Annotated in this window: 23 protein-coding genes; 18 read left to right on the top strand and 5 right to left on the bottom strand. The window is 35.6% G+C overall.

The window, feature by feature from the left end; genetic code table 11:
• Nucleotides 1-7 precede the first annotated feature (7 nt).
• The 7 genes from LKD36_RS12410 (at nt 8) to LKD36_RS12380 (ending at nt 4,377) form a co-directional block, all read left to right on the top strand.
• Entirely contained in the window at nt 8-1,123 is a 1,116-nt protein-coding gene (locus LKD36_RS12410; protein WP_308459762.1) for a site-specific integrase, read from the top strand.
• Nucleotides 1,116-1,469, top strand: a complete 354-nt coding sequence (locus LKD36_RS12405; protein ID WP_308459761.1) for a plasmid mobilization protein — start codon at nt 1,116-1,118, stop codon at nt 1,467-1,469. The genes LKD36_RS12410 and LKD36_RS12405 overlap by 8 nt, the downstream gene beginning before the upstream one ends.
• A 66-nt stretch (nt 1,470-1,535) precedes the next feature.
• Complete coding sequence (locus LKD36_RS12400; protein ID WP_308459760.1) at nt 1,536-2,087, top strand: molecular chaperone GrpE; 552 nt, start codon at nt 1,536-1,538, stop codon at nt 2,085-2,087.
• Between the two features lie 442 nt (nt 2,088-2,529).
• The gene (locus tag LKD36_RS12395; RefSeq protein WP_020989788.1) at nt 2,530-3,120 is read left to right on the top strand and encodes a hypothetical protein; all 591 of its coding nucleotides are present in this window, start codon (nt 2,530-2,532) and stop codon (nt 3,118-3,120) included.
• A 52-nt stretch (nt 3,121-3,172) separates the two neighbouring features.
• Complete coding sequence (locus LKD36_RS12390) at nt 3,173-3,409, top strand: hypothetical protein (protein WP_291222436.1); 237 nt, start codon at nt 3,173-3,175, stop codon at nt 3,407-3,409.
• 314 nt (nt 3,410-3,723) lie between these two features.
• A complete protein-coding gene (locus LKD36_RS12385) occupies nt 3,724-4,164 on the top strand; it encodes a hypothetical protein (RefSeq protein WP_118693543.1) in 441 nt (146 codons plus the stop codon).
• A 27-nt stretch (nt 4,165-4,191) separates the two neighbouring features.
• Nucleotides 4,192-4,377 (top strand): hypothetical protein, encoded by a 186-nt coding sequence (locus LKD36_RS12380; RefSeq protein ID WP_308459759.1) that lies wholly within the window; start codon nt 4,192-4,194, stop codon nt 4,375-4,377.
• A gap of 179 nt (nt 4,378-4,556) precedes the next feature.
• On the opposite strand, the gene LKD36_RS12375 is transcribed toward LKD36_RS12380, so the two are convergent.
• On the bottom strand, nt 4,557-5,006 hold the full coding sequence (locus LKD36_RS12375) for a hypothetical protein (RefSeq protein WP_308459758.1): 450 nt from the start codon (nt 5,004-5,006) through the stop codon (nt 4,557-4,559).
• Between the two features lie 53 nt (nt 5,007-5,059).
• A complete protein-coding gene (locus LKD36_RS12370) occupies nt 5,060-5,533 on the bottom strand; it encodes a hypothetical protein (protein WP_308459757.1) in 474 nt (157 codons plus the stop codon).
• Between the two features lie 90 nt (nt 5,534-5,623).
• Here LKD36_RS12370 and LKD36_RS12365 point away from each other — a divergent pair, with 90 nt between their 5' ends.
• The 3 genes from LKD36_RS12365 (at nt 5,624) to LKD36_RS12355 (ending at nt 8,710) form a co-directional block, all read left to right on the top strand.
• Complete coding sequence (locus LKD36_RS12365; RefSeq protein WP_118732758.1) at nt 5,624-5,821, top strand: ribbon-helix-helix protein, CopG family; 198 nt, start codon at nt 5,624-5,626, stop codon at nt 5,819-5,821.
• Between the two features lie 488 nt (nt 5,822-6,309).
• On the top strand, nt 6,310-7,797 hold the full coding sequence (locus LKD36_RS12360) for an Eco57I restriction-modification methylase domain-containing protein (RefSeq protein ID WP_308459756.1): 1,488 nt from the start codon (nt 6,310-6,312) through the stop codon (nt 7,795-7,797).
• Nucleotides 7,790-8,710, top strand: a complete 921-nt coding sequence (locus LKD36_RS12355; protein ID WP_308459755.1) for a BsuBI/PstI family type II restriction endonuclease — start codon at nt 7,790-7,792, stop codon at nt 8,708-8,710. Before LKD36_RS12360 ends, LKD36_RS12355 begins: the two co-directional genes overlap by 8 nt.
• 51 nt (nt 8,711-8,761) lie before the next feature.
• On the opposite strand, the gene LKD36_RS12350 is transcribed toward LKD36_RS12355, so the two are convergent.
• The 3 genes from LKD36_RS12350 to LKD36_RS12340 are packed head-to-tail and all read right to left on the bottom strand — an operon-like array spanning nt 8,762 to nt 10,803.
• The gene (locus tag LKD36_RS12350) at nt 8,762-9,433 is read right to left on the bottom strand and encodes a hypothetical protein (protein ID WP_270458618.1); all 672 of its coding nucleotides are present in this window, start codon (nt 9,431-9,433) and stop codon (nt 8,762-8,764) included.
• Nucleotides 9,434-9,481: 48 nt separating this feature from the next.
• Entirely contained in the window at nt 9,482-9,901 is a 420-nt protein-coding gene (locus tag LKD36_RS12345) for a hypothetical protein (RefSeq protein WP_173691065.1), read from the bottom strand.
• A 26-nt stretch (nt 9,902-9,927) separates the two neighbouring features.
• Nucleotides 9,928-10,803, bottom strand: coding sequence for an MBL fold metallo-hydrolase (locus tag LKD36_RS12340; RefSeq protein WP_308459754.1), 876 nt, complete (start codon nt 10,801-10,803; stop codon nt 9,928-9,930).
• Between the two features lie 193 nt (nt 10,804-10,996).
• Between LKD36_RS12340 and LKD36_RS12335 the strand changes: the two genes are divergently transcribed.
• The 8 genes from LKD36_RS12335 (at nt 10,997) to LKD36_RS12300 (ending at nt 17,133) form a co-directional block, all read left to right on the top strand.
• Entirely contained in the window at nt 10,997-11,119 is a 123-nt protein-coding gene (locus LKD36_RS12335) for a hypothetical protein (protein ID WP_308459753.1), read from the top strand.
• 38 nt (nt 11,120-11,157) lie between these two features.
• Nucleotides 11,158-12,504: an AAA family ATPase gene (locus LKD36_RS12330; protein ID WP_308459752.1), complete on the top strand. Its 1,347-nt coding sequence runs from the start codon at nt 11,158-11,160 to the stop codon at nt 12,502-12,504.
• Nucleotides 12,505-12,942: 438 nt separating this feature from the next.
• A complete protein-coding gene (locus LKD36_RS12325; protein WP_308459751.1) occupies nt 12,943-13,272 on the top strand; it encodes a nucleotidyltransferase domain-containing protein in 330 nt (109 codons plus the stop codon).
• Nucleotides 13,269-13,679: a HEPN domain-containing protein gene (locus LKD36_RS12320; RefSeq protein ID WP_147602024.1), complete on the top strand. Its 411-nt coding sequence runs from the start codon at nt 13,269-13,271 to the stop codon at nt 13,677-13,679. The genes LKD36_RS12325 and LKD36_RS12320 overlap by 4 nt, the downstream gene beginning before the upstream one ends.
• Before the next feature lie 248 nt (nt 13,680-13,927).
• Entirely contained in the window at nt 13,928-14,512 is a 585-nt protein-coding gene (locus LKD36_RS12315; RefSeq protein ID WP_308459750.1) for a DUF6933 domain-containing protein, read from the top strand.
• A gap of 389 nt (nt 14,513-14,901) precedes the next feature.
• Nucleotides 14,902-15,240, top strand: coding sequence for a RhuM family protein (gene rhuM, locus LKD36_RS12310; protein WP_308459749.1), 339 nt, complete (start codon nt 14,902-14,904; stop codon nt 15,238-15,240).
• A 126-nt stretch (nt 15,241-15,366) separates the two neighbouring features.
• Nucleotides 15,367-15,882, top strand: coding sequence for a GNAT family N-acetyltransferase (locus LKD36_RS12305; RefSeq protein ID WP_308459748.1), 516 nt, complete (start codon nt 15,367-15,369; stop codon nt 15,880-15,882).
• A 15-nt stretch (nt 15,883-15,897) separates the two neighbouring features.
• The gene (locus LKD36_RS12300) at nt 15,898-17,133 is read left to right on the top strand and encodes an MFS transporter (protein WP_308459747.1); all 1,236 of its coding nucleotides are present in this window, start codon (nt 15,898-15,900) and stop codon (nt 17,131-17,133) included.
• Nucleotides 17,134-17,346 lie beyond the last annotated feature (213 nt).

Raw genomic sequence — 17,346 nt, 5'->3', positions numbered from 1 at the left:
ATTAACTTTGAGTGCAAGCAAGGATACAAAAAGAGGAACTTGGAAGGTCTATATTCGATACATAGATTGGATGGGGAACAAGCAGATTAAAACTAAACGTGGATTTCAGACAAAGAAAGAGGCTTTGGCATGGGAGAGGGAATTTCTACAGTCGCAGTCTAAGGATATGAATATGAGTTTTAAGGCATTTGCAGAGATTTATATGAATGATATGAAGCCACGCATTAGGGAAAGCACAATGGAGAATAAGCGTTATATCATTGATAATAAACTTATTCCTTACTTTGGCTCACGCTCATTAGCATCTATAAAAGCATCGGATATTATCCAATGGCAGAATGAGTTGCTGAACGCCAGAGATGAAGATGGAAATGCATACTCACCGACATATCTGCGTACTATCCAAAATCAATTAAGTGCAATTTTTAACCATGCCAGAAGATTTTATTCGTTACCGGTCAATCCATCTGCACAAGCAGGAAAAATGGGGCGACAAAATGCTAAAGAAATGCATTTCTGGACGCAAGACGAGTTTTTGCAATTTATCGAGTATATGAAGGTCAAACCTGTGTCATATTACGCATTTGAGATATTGTATTGGACTGGAATTAGAGAGGGAGAGCTTCTGGCATTGACACCAAGCGATTTTAATTTTGTTACGAAGCAGTTAATTATCAATAAAAGCTATCAACGTATTGGACAGAAAGATATGATTACTGATCCTAAAACGGAACAGAGCAATCGGACTATTTCATTGCCGGATTTTTTGTGCGAAGAAATCCAAGATTTTATAGCTTCTCTTTATGGGATAACACCCAATATGAGGATTTTTAATGTTACCAAAAGTTACTTACATCATGAAATGGATAGAGGTTGTAAAGAGAGCGGTGTAAAAAGAATTAGGATTCATGATTTGCGACATTCTCATGCCGCACATTTGATTGAATTGGGATTTTCACCAGTTGCGATAGCGGAGCGGCTAGGACATAAAGGAATATCAATCACATATATGTATGCACACCTGTATCCATCAAAACAGTATGAACTTGCAGAGAAACTATCGGAAGATAGGATTAGAGCTAGTGAAAAAATAAATTTGACAGGGGATGATGAAAATGTTTAAGAGGGCTGATTCAAAAAATGAAACAGAAGTTAAAAAGCAAGATACTAAGGGACGTAAGCGTAAAATCATTTTCAATATGAGAGTTACCGAAGATGAGCGAGAACAGATAAATCAAAGAGCGGCACTATCTGGTCTGTTGAAACAAGAATTTTGTATTCAGTCACTAATGCATCAGAAAGTTGTTTGCTATGGAAATATACGCTTAATAAGTGAAGTGAAAAGTCAGTTGTGCAATATAGAAAACCATTTAATACGTTTAGAATCAGCAGATAATTTTGATGCAGATAAACTGGAACAATTAAGAATGATTTTGGAATTGCTTAATAGCTTAAAGGAGAATAATTAAATATATTCTGGTGTTGTATGTTGGTTTGATTTATGGACAACAAGCAGAATAAAACGGGAGGAAGTAATGAGAGACTATAGTTTACAAAGAGAAGAAATTGAAACTATAAAACCAAGAACCATAACAGTGAATCTTTCCGATGCAGATGTGAGACGCCTTGCCGAAAAATCAGGTGAGGGCGGTCTGACGATTTCAGAACTGTTGGAGAACTTCATCGGGGATTTAGTAGACGGAACATATTCCAATGGAAGTGACGAACGGATGTATGCGGAACAGTGGTATCAACGTTGTTGGTTTGCCATGTTTTCAGATGATACGTTTCTGAAATTTTTGCTGTTGTGGGGAGATTTGGACGATTATATTGATTTGATGGATGAAGTTGAAAGCAATAAAAAAGAAATGGCAGAAATGACCGTTGATGCCGAAGAATATTCCTCAGAGGAACGGGACGAATTACAAGAGTACATCAATGATTTAGAAAAGGAAAAGGACTATTATTGGAATAAATTTTTGGAACGAAAACGTCAAAAAGAATCCTATGTTTTTGAAAAAGAAATCGAAAATATTATGGCGTGGAAATCGCAGCTTAACACATTACTTGACACCGAAAATCTGTAGGTCAACATTATTAGCAAGCAGGGGGAAAATATATACATTCCCGCATACTTGCATATAGCAAGCAGGGGGAAAATATATACATTCCCGCATACTTGCATATAGCAAGCATGGGGAAATTATATACACTCGCTGTCAAATATTCTCCCTATACTTGCTATAGCAAGCATAGGGAAAATATAGACACTCGTGCCATTTTCCCACTTGTTAGCCGCTACACTGGGGCACTGCCCCCTAATACCCCCAGCCATAACATTTTGCAAAACGATTATCTCACAAACAGTGCAACAAAAACGAAATCGCTGACGAGCAATTTTGTAATTTCCTCACCGTGAGGAAATTTTGAAAGGAGAGTTCACTATACTGATAGAACGTGCAGTTGAAATACGATGATGAAATATGATAAAATAAAATTGACAAATCGGGATTTTGTGGAGGCACATCAATGGAAACGATTTACGAAAAGTATATGGCACTTCCCATAGATAAGGGACTTTTATGTTTAGAATATGGAGATATTGCAGAGCCGTATTTTTGCTATCCCGTCAACGCAAAGCCAATCGGATTTGAAGGATGTATTCTGTATTGCTTTTTGCCGGAATATGGAGAAATGGTATTTGCCTGCAATCCAGAAAGTTGTGTAGACCAAAATGTATATCCATTAGCGGCAAATTTTGAAGATTTTATCCGTTTAATCTTGGCTTGTGGTACTGCTAACCCATTGGAGCAAATCGTTTGGATGGATAAAAATAAATTTGAAGAACACATGGCAAACGAAGAAAAAATACTGACCGATGAGCAGAGGACAGCGGCACAACAGCTACAGCGGGCATTAAGTTTGTTACCAATAGAAAATCCGTTTGAATATGTCAAATCCATTCAAAAAGATTTTGATGGTAGTAAAATACAATACAGTGATGAATACTATGAAGTTACCGGCATAGAGAACCCTAAAGGAACTAACACCCAAGATAAGCATTTAGTTGAATTTGAACCTGTCGTTTTTGAATTTAACCGCAAACAAGATAGCGACTAACAACTTCCAGTTTTTGAAACTGAGAAATCGCAATTTAAGGAGGCAAAGTACAATGAAAAAAGCTATTATTATGATGATTGTGGTATTTGCTTTAGTTGTTTGGCCGTTCAGCGGTGTGTGGCAGCTCTTGTCTGGCATCATTGGCGGTGGAGTCCGAGAATCCTTTATTTATCCGATTTATGGTGGAATTATTCTTCTTTCAGGTATTATAGTCGTTTGTACTGAACTCATTCTGGAAGAAATCAAATCGTTAAAAGACGATATAAAAGATAAAAACGAAGGATGCTGACAACTTCAAGTTTGTCGCACTGATAAAACCCCTTTAGGAACTAAAGGGCGCACTTCTATACTCTCCTATCGGGAGTATGTGCGTCCTGCGGAGCTTCATTCCCGGTCAGCAGAAGAAAACTGCACGACCGAGAATGTTTCGTCACTTCGTTCCGTCAAGGGAGCTACACTCCCTTGCGACGCTTGTGCGTCTATCCCTTGTGGACTTGCCGTCCGCAAACAGCATAAAATGCTGTTCGCCGCCAGCAAGTTTGAAGGCGAATAAAATGAATTTTATGGAACAAGCAAATCGATATTTGGGGAGGTAAAGAGTGTATGAAAAAGAAACTGCGTATTCTGGTTATTTTAATTGCTGTGTTATTGGTAGGTACAGTAGGTTACTATTTCATGCCAAAGAAATTCGGTAAGAATGTAAATCCTTCTGAGGTAGACCATATAAATGTGTTCGATGGAAATACAGGAACTGGTTTTACTATCACCGATTCAGAAGATATCGAATATATAGTGGCGAATATTCAAGGTATTTCAATGAAAAGAGATGGCATTTCACTTGGAAGAACAGGATACAGTTTCAAAATTAGTTATATAAACAGCAACGATAAAGATATCATACCTGTATTTATTCTCAATAGTGATAATATAATTTGTAAAGATCCATTTTTCTATAGATGTGATGGTGGATTATGCTTTGATTACTTAAAAGCATGTGAAGAGAAATATAGAACTAATGTAACAGAATCTATAGAAGAAAAATAACTTCAATTTGACGAGGAGGTGCTTTACATGAAAAAGAGTATATCAAGGATCATCGGTTTGATAATGCTGATTATAGCTATTGTATTTATAATGTTTGCATTGAACCATCCAGAAAAGAGTTTTCCATGGAACAATACTATTACGTGGTTACTGTATGGTGTATATTTTCTTGTGACAGTAGTGTTGCTTATTGCACCTAAAATGAAGAAATGAGAAATTCCAGTTTGTTGAACCAAATAAAAGTGGACTTGACTTATTCGAATCCCAAAAGCGACGTGTTTAAAATTTAAATGCATCGCTTTTGGGATATTCTTTTTAATGCTTTCTTCGACTTCTTCACACCACAATTCTTTGGTTTCCTTATACTGTTCTGTTACTATTCAACGATAGCATTAGTATGCATTTTCTTCAAAGTAAATGTGGATTTTTTCGCAAACATAGCTTACCAGATAAGCAACAAAAGGAAAGATGATGAAGCATACTGCCTTGTTCAATTCTCCGATTTCTCCAAACGGAACACCGCTCTTGAAAGCACAAAAAGACTGATACAGATAGTAAACTCCTGCAATCAGTCCGAAAGAAGAAATGTAGCCAATCCCTTTTGCTACAAATGAAACTGCATGAAACGCAATGGATAGTGGCGTGTAAATAATCGTTCTCAACCCACTGAAAACAGAAACAAAAAACATGTCTCGTTTTTCTTTTTTTTTGAAATTTTTCTTTGACTTCTCATATTCTTCTTCTGTCTGAACGGTACCAAATCCTAACTCGGCAAACTTCCTACCAATTTCCCTTGCAAGCCGTTCCTCTCGTATTTCATCATCATAGTTGTAATTGTTCATATTCACACCTCATAATCGTTCATCAAAGCACATATCGTATGAGTTTCCAATTTCTAATCTTCCCCAGTGATAATACGCAGAATCAGATTGTTGATTACTTTATTCTCTTTAATGCTTTCTTCAACTTGTTCAAGCCACAGATCTTCGGTTTCTTTATCAAATGCTTCCAGTTCGGCACGCTGTTCCGGCGATAAGCCTTTATATCGTTTCTCAAAATATTCTGCTCGTTCTTCCGGCGTTTCTTCTGGGTCTGTGAAGCCTGCAACATCTGTGGGGAATGTGTCTGGAACTAACTTTCCCTGCCTTGTCAGCCAAGCTAAGGCATCAATGAATCCCATCATGTATGTAAGGCGTTCTTTTGACGTTAGATAGAAGTTCTCTGACTTTAGGTACTTTGTACGGGGAGACTGTCCAAACGCCTTGTAGAGCCCCTTATCGCTTTCTAAGAGTATTCTAAGACCGTCATGGTACTGCTCGTAGTTATCAAGCACCATACTTTTCAGTGTATATAATTCGTCCGAGTTCATTTCAATCCCTCCAATACAATTTATAACATAAATTATAACATATAAATCACATCTATGGAAACATAAAATTCAACATAGAGGTGATTTGACATGAAAGAAGAAAAATTAGTATTACATCCTAAAAGAACAAAAGGAGATGATGGGTATAAAACATTCTCCGTGCGATTGAAAGAGGAAACTGTAGAGAAACTGGATAAAATATCAGCCCAAACAGGGCATAGTCGAAATGAATTGATTGGCATTTTTTTAGAATATGCAGCCGAACGCTGCGTCATTGAAAACAAGTGACAATCTATGCACAATTAAACCTGTGCTTGCAATATGCTTGCAAAAAACTTAAATAATGCATATTTTAGAGACAATGTAGAAAATGATGATGTGAAATACACTGGATTTAACTTGTTTTTATTTAAAGATACAATTGTCAAAATCGAGATTGAATAATCCATACAATCATAAAAAACCAGTATTTATGCGGATTACAAACAAATTTGCTTAGTGATTGGCAACAAAATGGCAACATTTTGTGATTATTCAAGAGATAAAAATTTTATTTCATAACGTATATAAAGAAACCTTACTGATTTTCAGAAGTAAAAAACTGAATATCGGTAAGGTTTTTCTTTTCTTATTACATATTTTTCAATACTATGCCTAGATTTTAAGTTGATGATAGCTAATAATAGATAAGAACATATGTTTGCAAAAGGACATTGAAAAAGGAGGTGCGCTATAGTATAATAACAAGAAATAGAAGGCTTGTAGGTAGGTGGAATATGCTAGAAAAAATTATAGAACTTACAAACGAATATATAGAGAGTATGCCGAAAAAAGAACGTAAAAAATATGGTCAGTTTTTTACCAGTATGGAAACTGCCCGTTTTATGTCTGGATTATATAACTTCGATGAGAAAACAGGCAAAGTAAGTGTACTTGATGCAGGGGCTGGCTCAGGTATATTATCATGTGCCTTTATTGAGCGATTGGAAACAATAGATTCTATTCAGGAGATTGAACTTACCTGTTATGAGAACGATGAAAATGTATTGCCATTGTTGAAACGCAATCTGGAATATTGTAAAGAAGAGACAAAGAAAAAACTTACAGTTAATATCGTTGAAGATAATTATATTTTGAGCCAGTATTTGGATTTTAATCATATGTTGGGAGGAAATGCAGAGCCTAAGAAATATGATTTTGTGATTGGAAATCCGCCGTATATGAAAATTCCGAAAGATGCGCCAGAAGCAACAGCGATGCCAGAGGTATGTTATGGTGCACCGAATTTATATTTCATTTTTGCGTCTATGGGATTATTTAATTTATGTGAAAGTGGAGAGCTGGTTTACATCATTCCGAGGTCATGGACATCAGGGGCGTATTTTAAACGTTTCCGGGAATATTTTCTGACAGAAGGGAAATTGGAACATATTCACCTTTTTATCAGCAGAAATAAGGTTTTCGACAAAGAAAGTGTGTTACAGGAAACAATTATTATTAAAGTAAAAAAGACAAGTGAAAAGCCAGAAACAGTTACGATTACATCATCGAAATCCAATAGTGATTTTGGAGAGTTGACATCATTGACGGTTCCGTATGATCTGGTTGTAGCAGGATCAGACTATTATGTTTATCTTGTAACAGATGAAAATGAAGTGGAAGTATTAAAGAAGCTGCATAAGTTTGATAAGACGCTTCCAGCAATAGGTGTAAAAATGAAAACCGGATTGACCGTAGATTTCCGTAATCGTGAAATACTTCGAGATGAGGAAGAAGAAGGAGCAATTCCTTTATTTTATTCGCAGCATATAAAACAGGGAAAAGTAGAATTCCCTATACAGAAAGAGCATGAATATGTGGTGACAGAACAAAAGGGATTAATGCAAGATAACAAAAATTATCTATTTGTAAAGCGATTTACGGCAAAGGAAGAACCTCGAAGATTACAGTGTGGAGTATATTTGGCCAAAAAATTTCCTCAGTACCAAAAGATAAGTACACAGAATAAAATTAATTTTGTGGACGGTGTATTAACGGAAATGTCAGAATGCCTGGTGTATGGGTTGTATGTATTATTTAATTCTACACTTTATGACGAATATTATCGTATTTTGAATGGGTCTACACAGGTTAATTCAACAGAGATTAATGCAATGCCTGTGCCGGATTTAGAGGATATTCAGGAAATGGGCAGAAAAGTGCTTAAAAGTAAGGATTATTCGGAGGCAAATTGTAATTTGATATTGGAGGGATACTGTGGATAAGAAAATAGAGGAAACAAGAGAATTTCTGCAAACAATAGGTATGCCTAAAGCACAGCAGGCAGATATATGCTGCTATGTGATACTGGCTATGGCAGGAATAAAGCCGGATATGTCATGGAGTGAAGCAACAAATGAATGGATTCGTATTCATGATATTATTCAGTTTGTTAATACATTTTACGGTATGAGCTATGCAGAAAACAGCAGAGAAACATTTAGAAAGCAGGCTTTGCATAGATTTCGTACCGCTGCTTTGATAGAGGATAATGGAAAAGCAACTAACAGCCCCAATTATCGGTACAGATTGACGGAGGAAACTGTACAAATACTGAGAACGATGGAAACACCAGCGTGGAAAGAATCTATAAAGCGGTTTCTTTGTTACCATGAAAAGTTAATTGATTTGTATGCTTCTAAAAAGAAGATGACAATGATGCCGGTAAATATAAATGGTGAAAGTTTTAAATTTTCTATGGGTAAGCATAATGAGCTGCAAAAAGCCATTATCGAGGAATTTGCACCAAGATTTGCACCAAATTCTGAGTGCTTGTACGTTGGCGATACAATAGAAAAAGATCTGGTAAAGAATGTAGAAAAATTAAAAGAACTGGGATTTGAAATTACGTTACATGATAAGATGCCTGATGTAGTGCTATATCGTGAGGATAAGAACTGGATTTATTTTATTGAGTCGGTAACGTCTGTAGGGCCGATGGATCCGAAACGTATATTGGAAATCACAGAGATGACAAAAGATGTTACGGCAGGAAAAATATTTGTAACAGCATTTCTGAATTTCAAGACGTATAAGAAATTTGCTGAAGAACTCGCATGGGAAACAGAAGTTTGGATTGCTGAAATGCCGGAGCATATGATACATCTGAATGGCGATCGATTTATGGGACCAAGGTAGTTATACATGAATAATAGCTGGTGTATGAATGTACAAACACCAGCTATGAATTTAATCCCAAAGATTAGAATCACAAGCAGATAATAATGCACGGGCATATTTCCTTCCAGCGGATATTACAAGCTGTTGAGTTATAACGAATATCCAAAGAAGTAAAAAAAGTAAGTTGACTATTAAGCATGCCATAATTTTTGAGCAGTTAGTGAAATTGGGAAAATATGGATATAATAGCATAAGATTAATGATTATCCCTACTATAGACAATACTATTCCATATGGTTTTAACCCTAGTAAATTATAAGTAAACCCAAAGTTAATATTTTCTTCAGTAATCAGAGGAAACTTAGAACTGTCTCGGGTTTGAGATATTAACCAAGTTACTGCAGAGGATACATAAGGGGTCATTTCTGAGTCGCTTGGAAATATTTTAAAATCTTGCATATGCTCTGAAAAGAAATGGTAATATCTGTGTTTTGTAATGGAATCAATATAGTGATTGGAAGGCAGTAATGCTTCTTGTGCAGGCAGTAAATTTGGGAAACACTTTTTCATTGCTTTAACACCAGGAAGTCTACAATATACAATAATTATATTGCAAAGTCCATAAGTGATTATTCCAACAATTAATGTTGATGATATACTATTAATTTCCGGAATGAGTAGATATAATTCAAGAAGCCAAGGTGCTAAAAAAATAATTCCAACACTTATGCGAGCTCTCAAATTATATGTTCCTAAATTAGTGTAAATTTCTTTAATGTTAAACACCTCCTATAATTTGTGAAAACTTTTTTCAATGCGCTGTAGAGGAGATAATAACTTACTTGCATTGTACAGGAGTATCTCTGATTCGGTCAGATCAAAATCAAATCCGTATAGAGCACCATTGAGCAAGTCAGCGTAATTATGGTCGTTTTGGTGAGAAATATATATCGTTTTATTTGGAAGTCTTAGATTTGAAAAGTGAATCGTGCCATCACATGTGATGGCAACGATTTTTTCTTCTTCAAAACTGGTACATGTTAAATAGTCCTTTACAAATGTATTGTGCCCTACGATAAATAATATTTTTATGCAATTAGTAGGAATACTGACTAATTGAACACCGTAATTATTAATAGACTTAATCACAAACCATAAATGAAAAGTTTCGTAGAAAAACTTTTGTCGGGCAGACAATTCATTCATCATACAATCTTGCAATATGAGACGCATAATTAAATACCCAAGATACGGCCCGTTTTTATAGTTGAACCAGAAAATGTTGAATTGTTGATGGTGATGTTTCCTTCTTTTTTCGTATTATATACTCGATGTCCCTTGGTAGTTAAATTGTCTGAGCCGCCATTACTGTTACCGGTATTATCAGATACGATATAAACGGAGTATGCTTGGTCTGATTTGTTCTCAAAAATTTTTTCTGCTTGCTTACATTTTCCGTGATGTGGGAGCTGTACGGCATTGTAATCATGAACTATATTTTCGATTGCAGGGAATGAGCAATCTCCACAGAGCAATAAAGTATGTGAGCCAACATTAACCTTTACTTGAATGCTGGTTGCATTTACAGCAGTTTCACCATCCATTGTGTCACCTTCTCGTCCGTCTAAGCGTTTGGCAACAGTCTGGATCATATAATCAAAGTCAGGACCAACAATGCTGACTTCATCACAGAGGTCTTCCGGATGTTCGTAAATATCTTCTAAAGGAGCACCGGAAAGTTGTGCAATATTATCGTATAAGTCTAGAATTTGTTGCGCAACGGAATTCCGACTTTTACGTTTGTCATCAATTTCCTCTAAAATACGGTCTTTATATTTTAGAAGTAATGTAGTACGAATGACCGAAATCTTATCTTCATTTAAAAGTTTAGGAATGCCATCAAAATGATCAGAATCATTGTGTGATAAGATAAGCTTTGCTTTGTCAAATCCGTTTTGGGACATGTAGTTAATGACAAAATCAGCATGTGCTTCGTGACCACAATCATAGATGACCAATTCGGTGCCAGTATTGATTAAAATACAATCACCATAATTGGTTGTTGAAGAGTTTTCATAGCTTTTGGAACTTAAAATTAAAATTTCTTTCATGGATTTCTCCTTTTTTTGAAAAGTTTGTTTACGAGTTGCATCTATGTAAACAATAATCAAAGAAAGACGAATAAACGTTCCCGTTGTGTTCCAGAGAATTGTATGTTAATCTAGAAAAAACAGTTGTTTTTGAGGGACCAGTAGTTGCCGCTACTGGTTTCTTTAATTATTGGAATGTTAGCAGAACGAAAAGATGAGTGCTAATCTTGAGGATATTATACTCACATCAAAGAAAAATGTCAATATAAAAATGGAGAAAATGTTACAAAATATTACAATAAAAGCAAAAATTGATAAAATACTTGAAAATAAATAAAGGAAATGTTATATTTGTAATCGTAAAAGGAGAAGAATATGTTTACGAATATAAAGTTGAAAAATTTTAAGTCCTTCAAAAATGTTGAGATTAATTTACGGGCAAAGAAAGGTGAATATAAGCCACTAGCAATTATTTATGGAGAAAATGGAAGTGGAAAAACAACCATTGCTCAGGCATTTTTAGCTTTAGAGAGAACTATGGGAACGATGCAGGTGAAAGGTATGCTTAAAGATTTACTGGATGAAAAGTTTACACCACCAGAGGACTTTCCGTTCAAACCAGAAATAATGCTTAAAATGTTGAAATCGAAATTATCAGATAATGGTATTGAAAGCATTATAGAAGAATATAAAATGATTAATTCTAATGAAAATCTGTCATTAGAATATGAATTTAATATAGAGGGTGGAGTTGGCTGTTATTATGTAGAAATGGATTCATTTAGCATTGTGAAGGAACGTTTGGAATATAAAGTAAATAAAAACAAAGGTTGTTTTTATAATATAGATGAAGATGAAGTATACATAAATGAAAAAATATTTGAATCAAAAGAGTTCTATGATTTGATAAAAAATCAAATAGAGATGTATTGGGGAAAACATACATTATTATCTATTTTGTATTTTGAGATGAATGATAAAGCGGATACATATATCAATTCTAATATTTCGATTAATTTAATGAAAGTAATGACTGCTTTTGAAAAAATTAATTTTCGTATACCTAAGTCTGCGGATGGTCAACAAATAGCTTTGAATTCAGAAAATGAAATTATAGGACACCTTGTGAATGGTGTAATTGAAAAAAAGAATGAGAAAGTTTTAGATAGAGTTGAAAAATTACTTAATCAATTTTTTAAATCTATGTTTAGTGATGTTGTAAAAGCTTTTTATAAAAAATCAAATAGAAAAAATGAAATTCGTTATGAATTATACCTTAGAAAGCGAATTGAGAATCATGAATATGACATTGATTTTCAACTTGAATCAAATGGAACACAAGAAATAATGGAGTTATTACCATATTTAATTTCAGCAGTTTCTGGAAGTTGCGTTATTATTGATGAATATGGAATAGGAATCCATGATTTATTAGCCACAAAATTATTAGCTTCTGTAGCAGAACAAATTAAAGGACAATTAATTATTACAACACATAATACACTGCTTATGGATCATGCAGGAGTAAATCCAGAAGCGTTGTATTACATTATGAATGATAAGACCTTTAGAAAATCTGTTAAATGTGTCACTGAGATAGAAGAACGATTGCATCCAAATTATAATTATAGAAAAAGATATTTTACTAATGAATTGTATAAAGATGCACTTCCAAATGTAGAGAGTAATATTAATTTGGAAGAGTTTGCAAAATTATATTAGAAAGTGGTTAATGCTTATATAAGAGATGGCAACAAATTGGCAACAGAAAATCAGCAAGCCCAAATAATATATGCAACTGAAATAAAATAACGGCAAAAAAGATACAAAACTTAAATAAATATATTTAATAATATCTTTGAACTTGCCGAGTTTGAATAATTAAAATTCAATATGGGTTATTTTAGATGACAGGCAGTCTATGGGATTGCCTGTCGTTTTTTTATTATGTTGTATTTCAAGAAAATAGACATTGAAATTCTTTATCACCGTAAAAATTTAATGGTGGGTTATTTAGGAGATGGTGTGTGATACGCTTGTAGCGCAAGAATGGAGTATGTCTGCAAAAGAGACAATATAAAAAGCATTGTGCTTTCATAAAAAAATGGATATACTAAAAATAAGAAAACAGGGAAATGTTTATTGAAAGAGGGTGTTTGTATGTCAAAAAGAATTGAGGATTTATTAAAGTTATATCGTGCAGAAGTGGAAAATGTTACGGAGTCAAAAGTGAAGAAGGTAATTTTATATGGTTCGTATGCGCGAGGTGATTTCCGACCGGATTCTGATATAGATGTAATGATTCTTGTGGATACAGACAGAGCGGGTGTAAGTCCTCTGGAGAAAAAGATATGTGATGTCACATATGATTTTAATGATGAGCATGGAACAGATATTATGCCAGTAGTTCAGAGCAATGCGCATTTTGATTACTGGAAAAAAGCGGATATGTTTTATCGTAATGTAGAAAAAGATGGGGTAGTAATATGATGCAACCGTATTCTGAAGGAACATTTGATGATGTTGCCAAGTATAAATTTGAACAGGCGGAAGACGATCTTGAAGCAGCAAAACTGTTATTAGAAGCTGGAAAATATAAAGCAGCGAATAACAGAGCATATTATTCCTGTTTTCATGCGATAGATGCAGTGCTTGCCAAAGAGCCTGTAGCGTTCAAGAAGCATAAAGATACCCTTAGTTATTTTAATAAGAATTATGTGCACACAGAGATTTTTCCGCGTGATATCGGACGAAAAATTTCTCGACTCGAGATAATCAGACATAAGAGTGATTATGATACGTTCTATATAGCAAGCAAAGAGGATGCAGTAGAGCAGGTGTCGGTAGCGGAAGAAGTAATAGATTTGGTGAGAAAATATTTGGAATTGAATAATTAAAGAGATATTGAAAATGAAAAAGTATAATACTTGACTTTGTATAATCTGAATTATGGATCTAGGTATACAACACAGGCAAATGAAAATGTCATAGAAAATGTCATAGAAATTTCGGAAGAAAAAATTAAGATATGGGATATTGTTCGTCTCATTAGACTGAAAGTAATTACATATGATGATTTATCAGACTTTAGTGATGAATTACAGAATGAAGTAAAAAGAATACCTGAGATGAGCAGGTGATACATATGGAGATTGGTGCAACAAAAGCAGTTCAGGATCGACTAAAAACAACAAAGATTGAAGAAAGCAAAGGCGCTTCACTTGTGTTCTGCTGGGACACACATTTGACGAAAATAAAAGGAAGAAATGTCTTGTTTATTGTGAATGCCAGTAATCGTTATACAATAACAATGACAGATATTGAACCAAGAAACTGGAATTACTATACTATGTATATCAGCCGCGTGATTCATGGCGTGATGCAGGAAATGGGATATTCCGAGGATCAGATAGGGCAGTATTTTAAAATGTCAGGCGATACAACTGTAACCAAAACTCATGGTAGGAAATCGGTTGGTGGCATTAACAGAATGGTAATGGATGCACAGTATTTTGGTAAAAAGCTGGAGAAAGAAGCAAAGTATCAATGGGAACTTAGTGAGTATCTAAACAGAGATATTTGCCAGCCTGAGGGATTTGATGCATATGGGTATCCGAGTGAACTTTTTAAATTAGACATGGAACGATTAGGGATTGCTGTTAAGAGAAAGCCAGCAAAGGTAATTGATTTTGCTCAGTACATAGAAAATAATCGTGGTACTAACGATTAGTACCACAAAACTTTTTCTTGCAGAAATATGAAAAAATGCAATGGTACTGGATTGATACTAAAAATATGTGAAACGAAAAATAATGTGTGGAAAAAGTATGGGTTATTTTAGATGACAGGCAGTCTATGGGATTGCCTGTCGTTTTTTTATTATGTTGTATTTCAAGGAAATAGACATTGAAATTCTTTATCACCGTAAAAATTTAATGGTGGGTTATTTAGGAGATGGTGTGTGATACGCTTGTAGCACAAGAATGGAGTATGTCTGCAAAAGAGACAATGTAAGAGTTTTTCTATCGGTTGGGGATAAAGATGGACTGAATCTGAAAAGTGCTGTAAAATTTACATTAGAAATGTTATCGGGAAATATTCGGGGAGGGGAACTAAAGGATGAAGAATGAAATTGTATTATTTACAGATGGTGATGTTAATATAGAAGTTCAAATTAATCCTGAGCAGGAGACAGTTTGGCTGACGCAAAAACAAATGGAAGTATTGTTTGATGTTAAACACGCTACAGTAAGCGAACATATTTCAAATATTCTTGCTTCAGGAGAACTAGATGAGACTTCTGTCGGTTTTTCCGACGGAAGTACAGGGGGACGAAGACCCCAAATTTATAATTTGGATATGATTTTATCTGTCGGATATCGAGTTAATTCCAAAAGAGGTATAGCTTTCAGAAAATGGGCAACGATTGAGTTTGTGAATAAAATGTTAACACAGTAAGAGACTGGAAACCTTTAAAAACGGGGCGTTTCCAGTCTCTTTAAATTTACTCCGAATTGACTGATATACACAATTATCCCTTTATGATATACTGAATCTACTGAATCAAAAGGGGAAAGTGACAGTATGACAAAGGAAGAGTTACAGGAACGGTTTGAGTTCCGCAATGTGAAGGCGGAAGAAGCGGATCAGGCCATTGAGATCGAAAATATTTGTTTTCCACCTAATGAAGCCTGTTCACCAAAATCTATGACAGAGCGTGTCTCCCGGGCCCAGGAGACATTTTTGGTGGCAGTTGATAAAGAGACGGGAAAGATCGCAGGATTTTTAAATGGAATCGCCACTCATGAGGAGGCATTCCGGGATGAATTCTTTACAGATATTACGCTTCATAATAGAAAAGGAAAAAATATAATGCTGCTTGGACTGGATGTACTGCCGGAATACCGCGGGCAGGGACTGGCCAGTGAGATCATGGAGCGGTATCTGAAACGGGAGCAGGAAGTGGGACGCAAGCGAGTAGTGCTTACCTGTCTGGATGAGAAGGTAAAGATGTATGAAAAGATGGGCTACAAAGACCTCGGGATCTCCGGTTCTGTATGGGGCGGGGAGAAGTGGCACGATATGGAATATGTGCTGTAGAAAGGTAATAAACGAATGAAGACTGGAATGACAAGAGAAGAGAAAAACTGGGTGTTATACGATGTTGGAAATTCTGCGTTTGTGTTGCTTGTCTCGACGATCATGCCGATTTATTTTAACTATCTGGCCGAAAATGCAGGACTCTCCGCTGCAGATTATCTCGCATACTGGGGATATGCCACATCAGCAGCAACCTTAATTGTGGCCCTTCTCGGTCCGGTATTTGGAACTCTGGCGGATACAGAAGGACTGAAAAAACCGATTTTTACAACGACTATGTTGATAGGTGGAATTGGTTGCCTTGCCCTTGGATTTTCCAGACAGTGGTTCCTGTTTTTGCTGATTTATATCATTGCGAAGATTGGATTTTCCGGAAGTCTGATTTTTTATGATTCAATGCTTGGGGATATCACAACGGAAGATCGAGTGGATAATGTATCTTCGCAGGGATATGCATGGGGATATATTGGAAGTTGTGTGCCGTTTGTTGTATGTCTTGGAGTTGTTCTCGGGGCAGGAAGGATTGGTATCAGCACAGAGCTGGCGATGATGATTTCATTTGCAATTGTTGCAGTCTGGTGGATCGGTGCGTCGATCCCGCTTTTAAAAAGCTATCAACAGAAACATTATGTAGAGAGACAGACCAAGGCGGTTCGGAACAGCTTCAAGCGTCTTGGCGACACCTTGAAAAATATAAGAAATGAAAAGAAGATATTTTTATTCTTAATAGCATTTTTCTTTTATATTGACGGGGTGTATACGATCATTGATATGGCTACGGCCTATGGAACCGCCCTTGGATTAGACAGCACAGGACTGTTATTAGCGCTTCTGGTAACACAACTGGTAGCCTTTCCTTTTGCAATTTTGTTTGGCAGATTATCCAAATGTTATGATGTAAGAACATTGATCACCATCTGTATTGCAGCATATTTTGGAATTGCCGTGTTTGCAATATTTCTGAAAGCACAGTGGCAGTTCTGGATCATGGCGATTCTGGTCGGGATGTTTCAGGGAGGGATTCAGGCTCTTTCCAGATCCTATTTTACCAAGATCATACCGGCGGAAAAATCAGGTGAATATTTTGGACTTATGGACATATGCGGAAAAGGGGCTTCTTTCCTTGGAACAACCGTGATCAGCCTCATCGCGCAGTTTACCGGAAAGGTAAATATCGGAGTGGGAGCAATCTCGCTGTTTTTTGTATTGGGAATGATTGTTTTTAAGATGGCAACGGCAGAAGCGGAATAAAAAGAATCCTTAATGCGGCAGAAGAGTATGGACTTCCGAAACCGAGATTTCAGAAATTTGAATAGACCTATTATCCAGAAAAAGCTTGAATTTGCAGGTTTTTTCTGGATTTTTTTGTTTTGCTGACCGCATATAAATAAAATGTACCCTATAGATTAGACAGTTTGAGTTTTTAAAACCCTTACCATTAGACAGTAAGTTTTAACGAAAACC

Origin of the sequence: Hominiventricola filiformis (assembly GCF_020686965.1) — a bacterium.
Classification (GTDB): domain Bacteria; phylum Bacillota; class Clostridia; order Lachnospirales; family Lachnospiraceae; genus Hominiventricola; species Hominiventricola filiformis.
The sequence above is the reverse complement of the archived record's forward strand: the minus strand, read 5'-3'. Positions and strand labels throughout refer to the sequence as shown.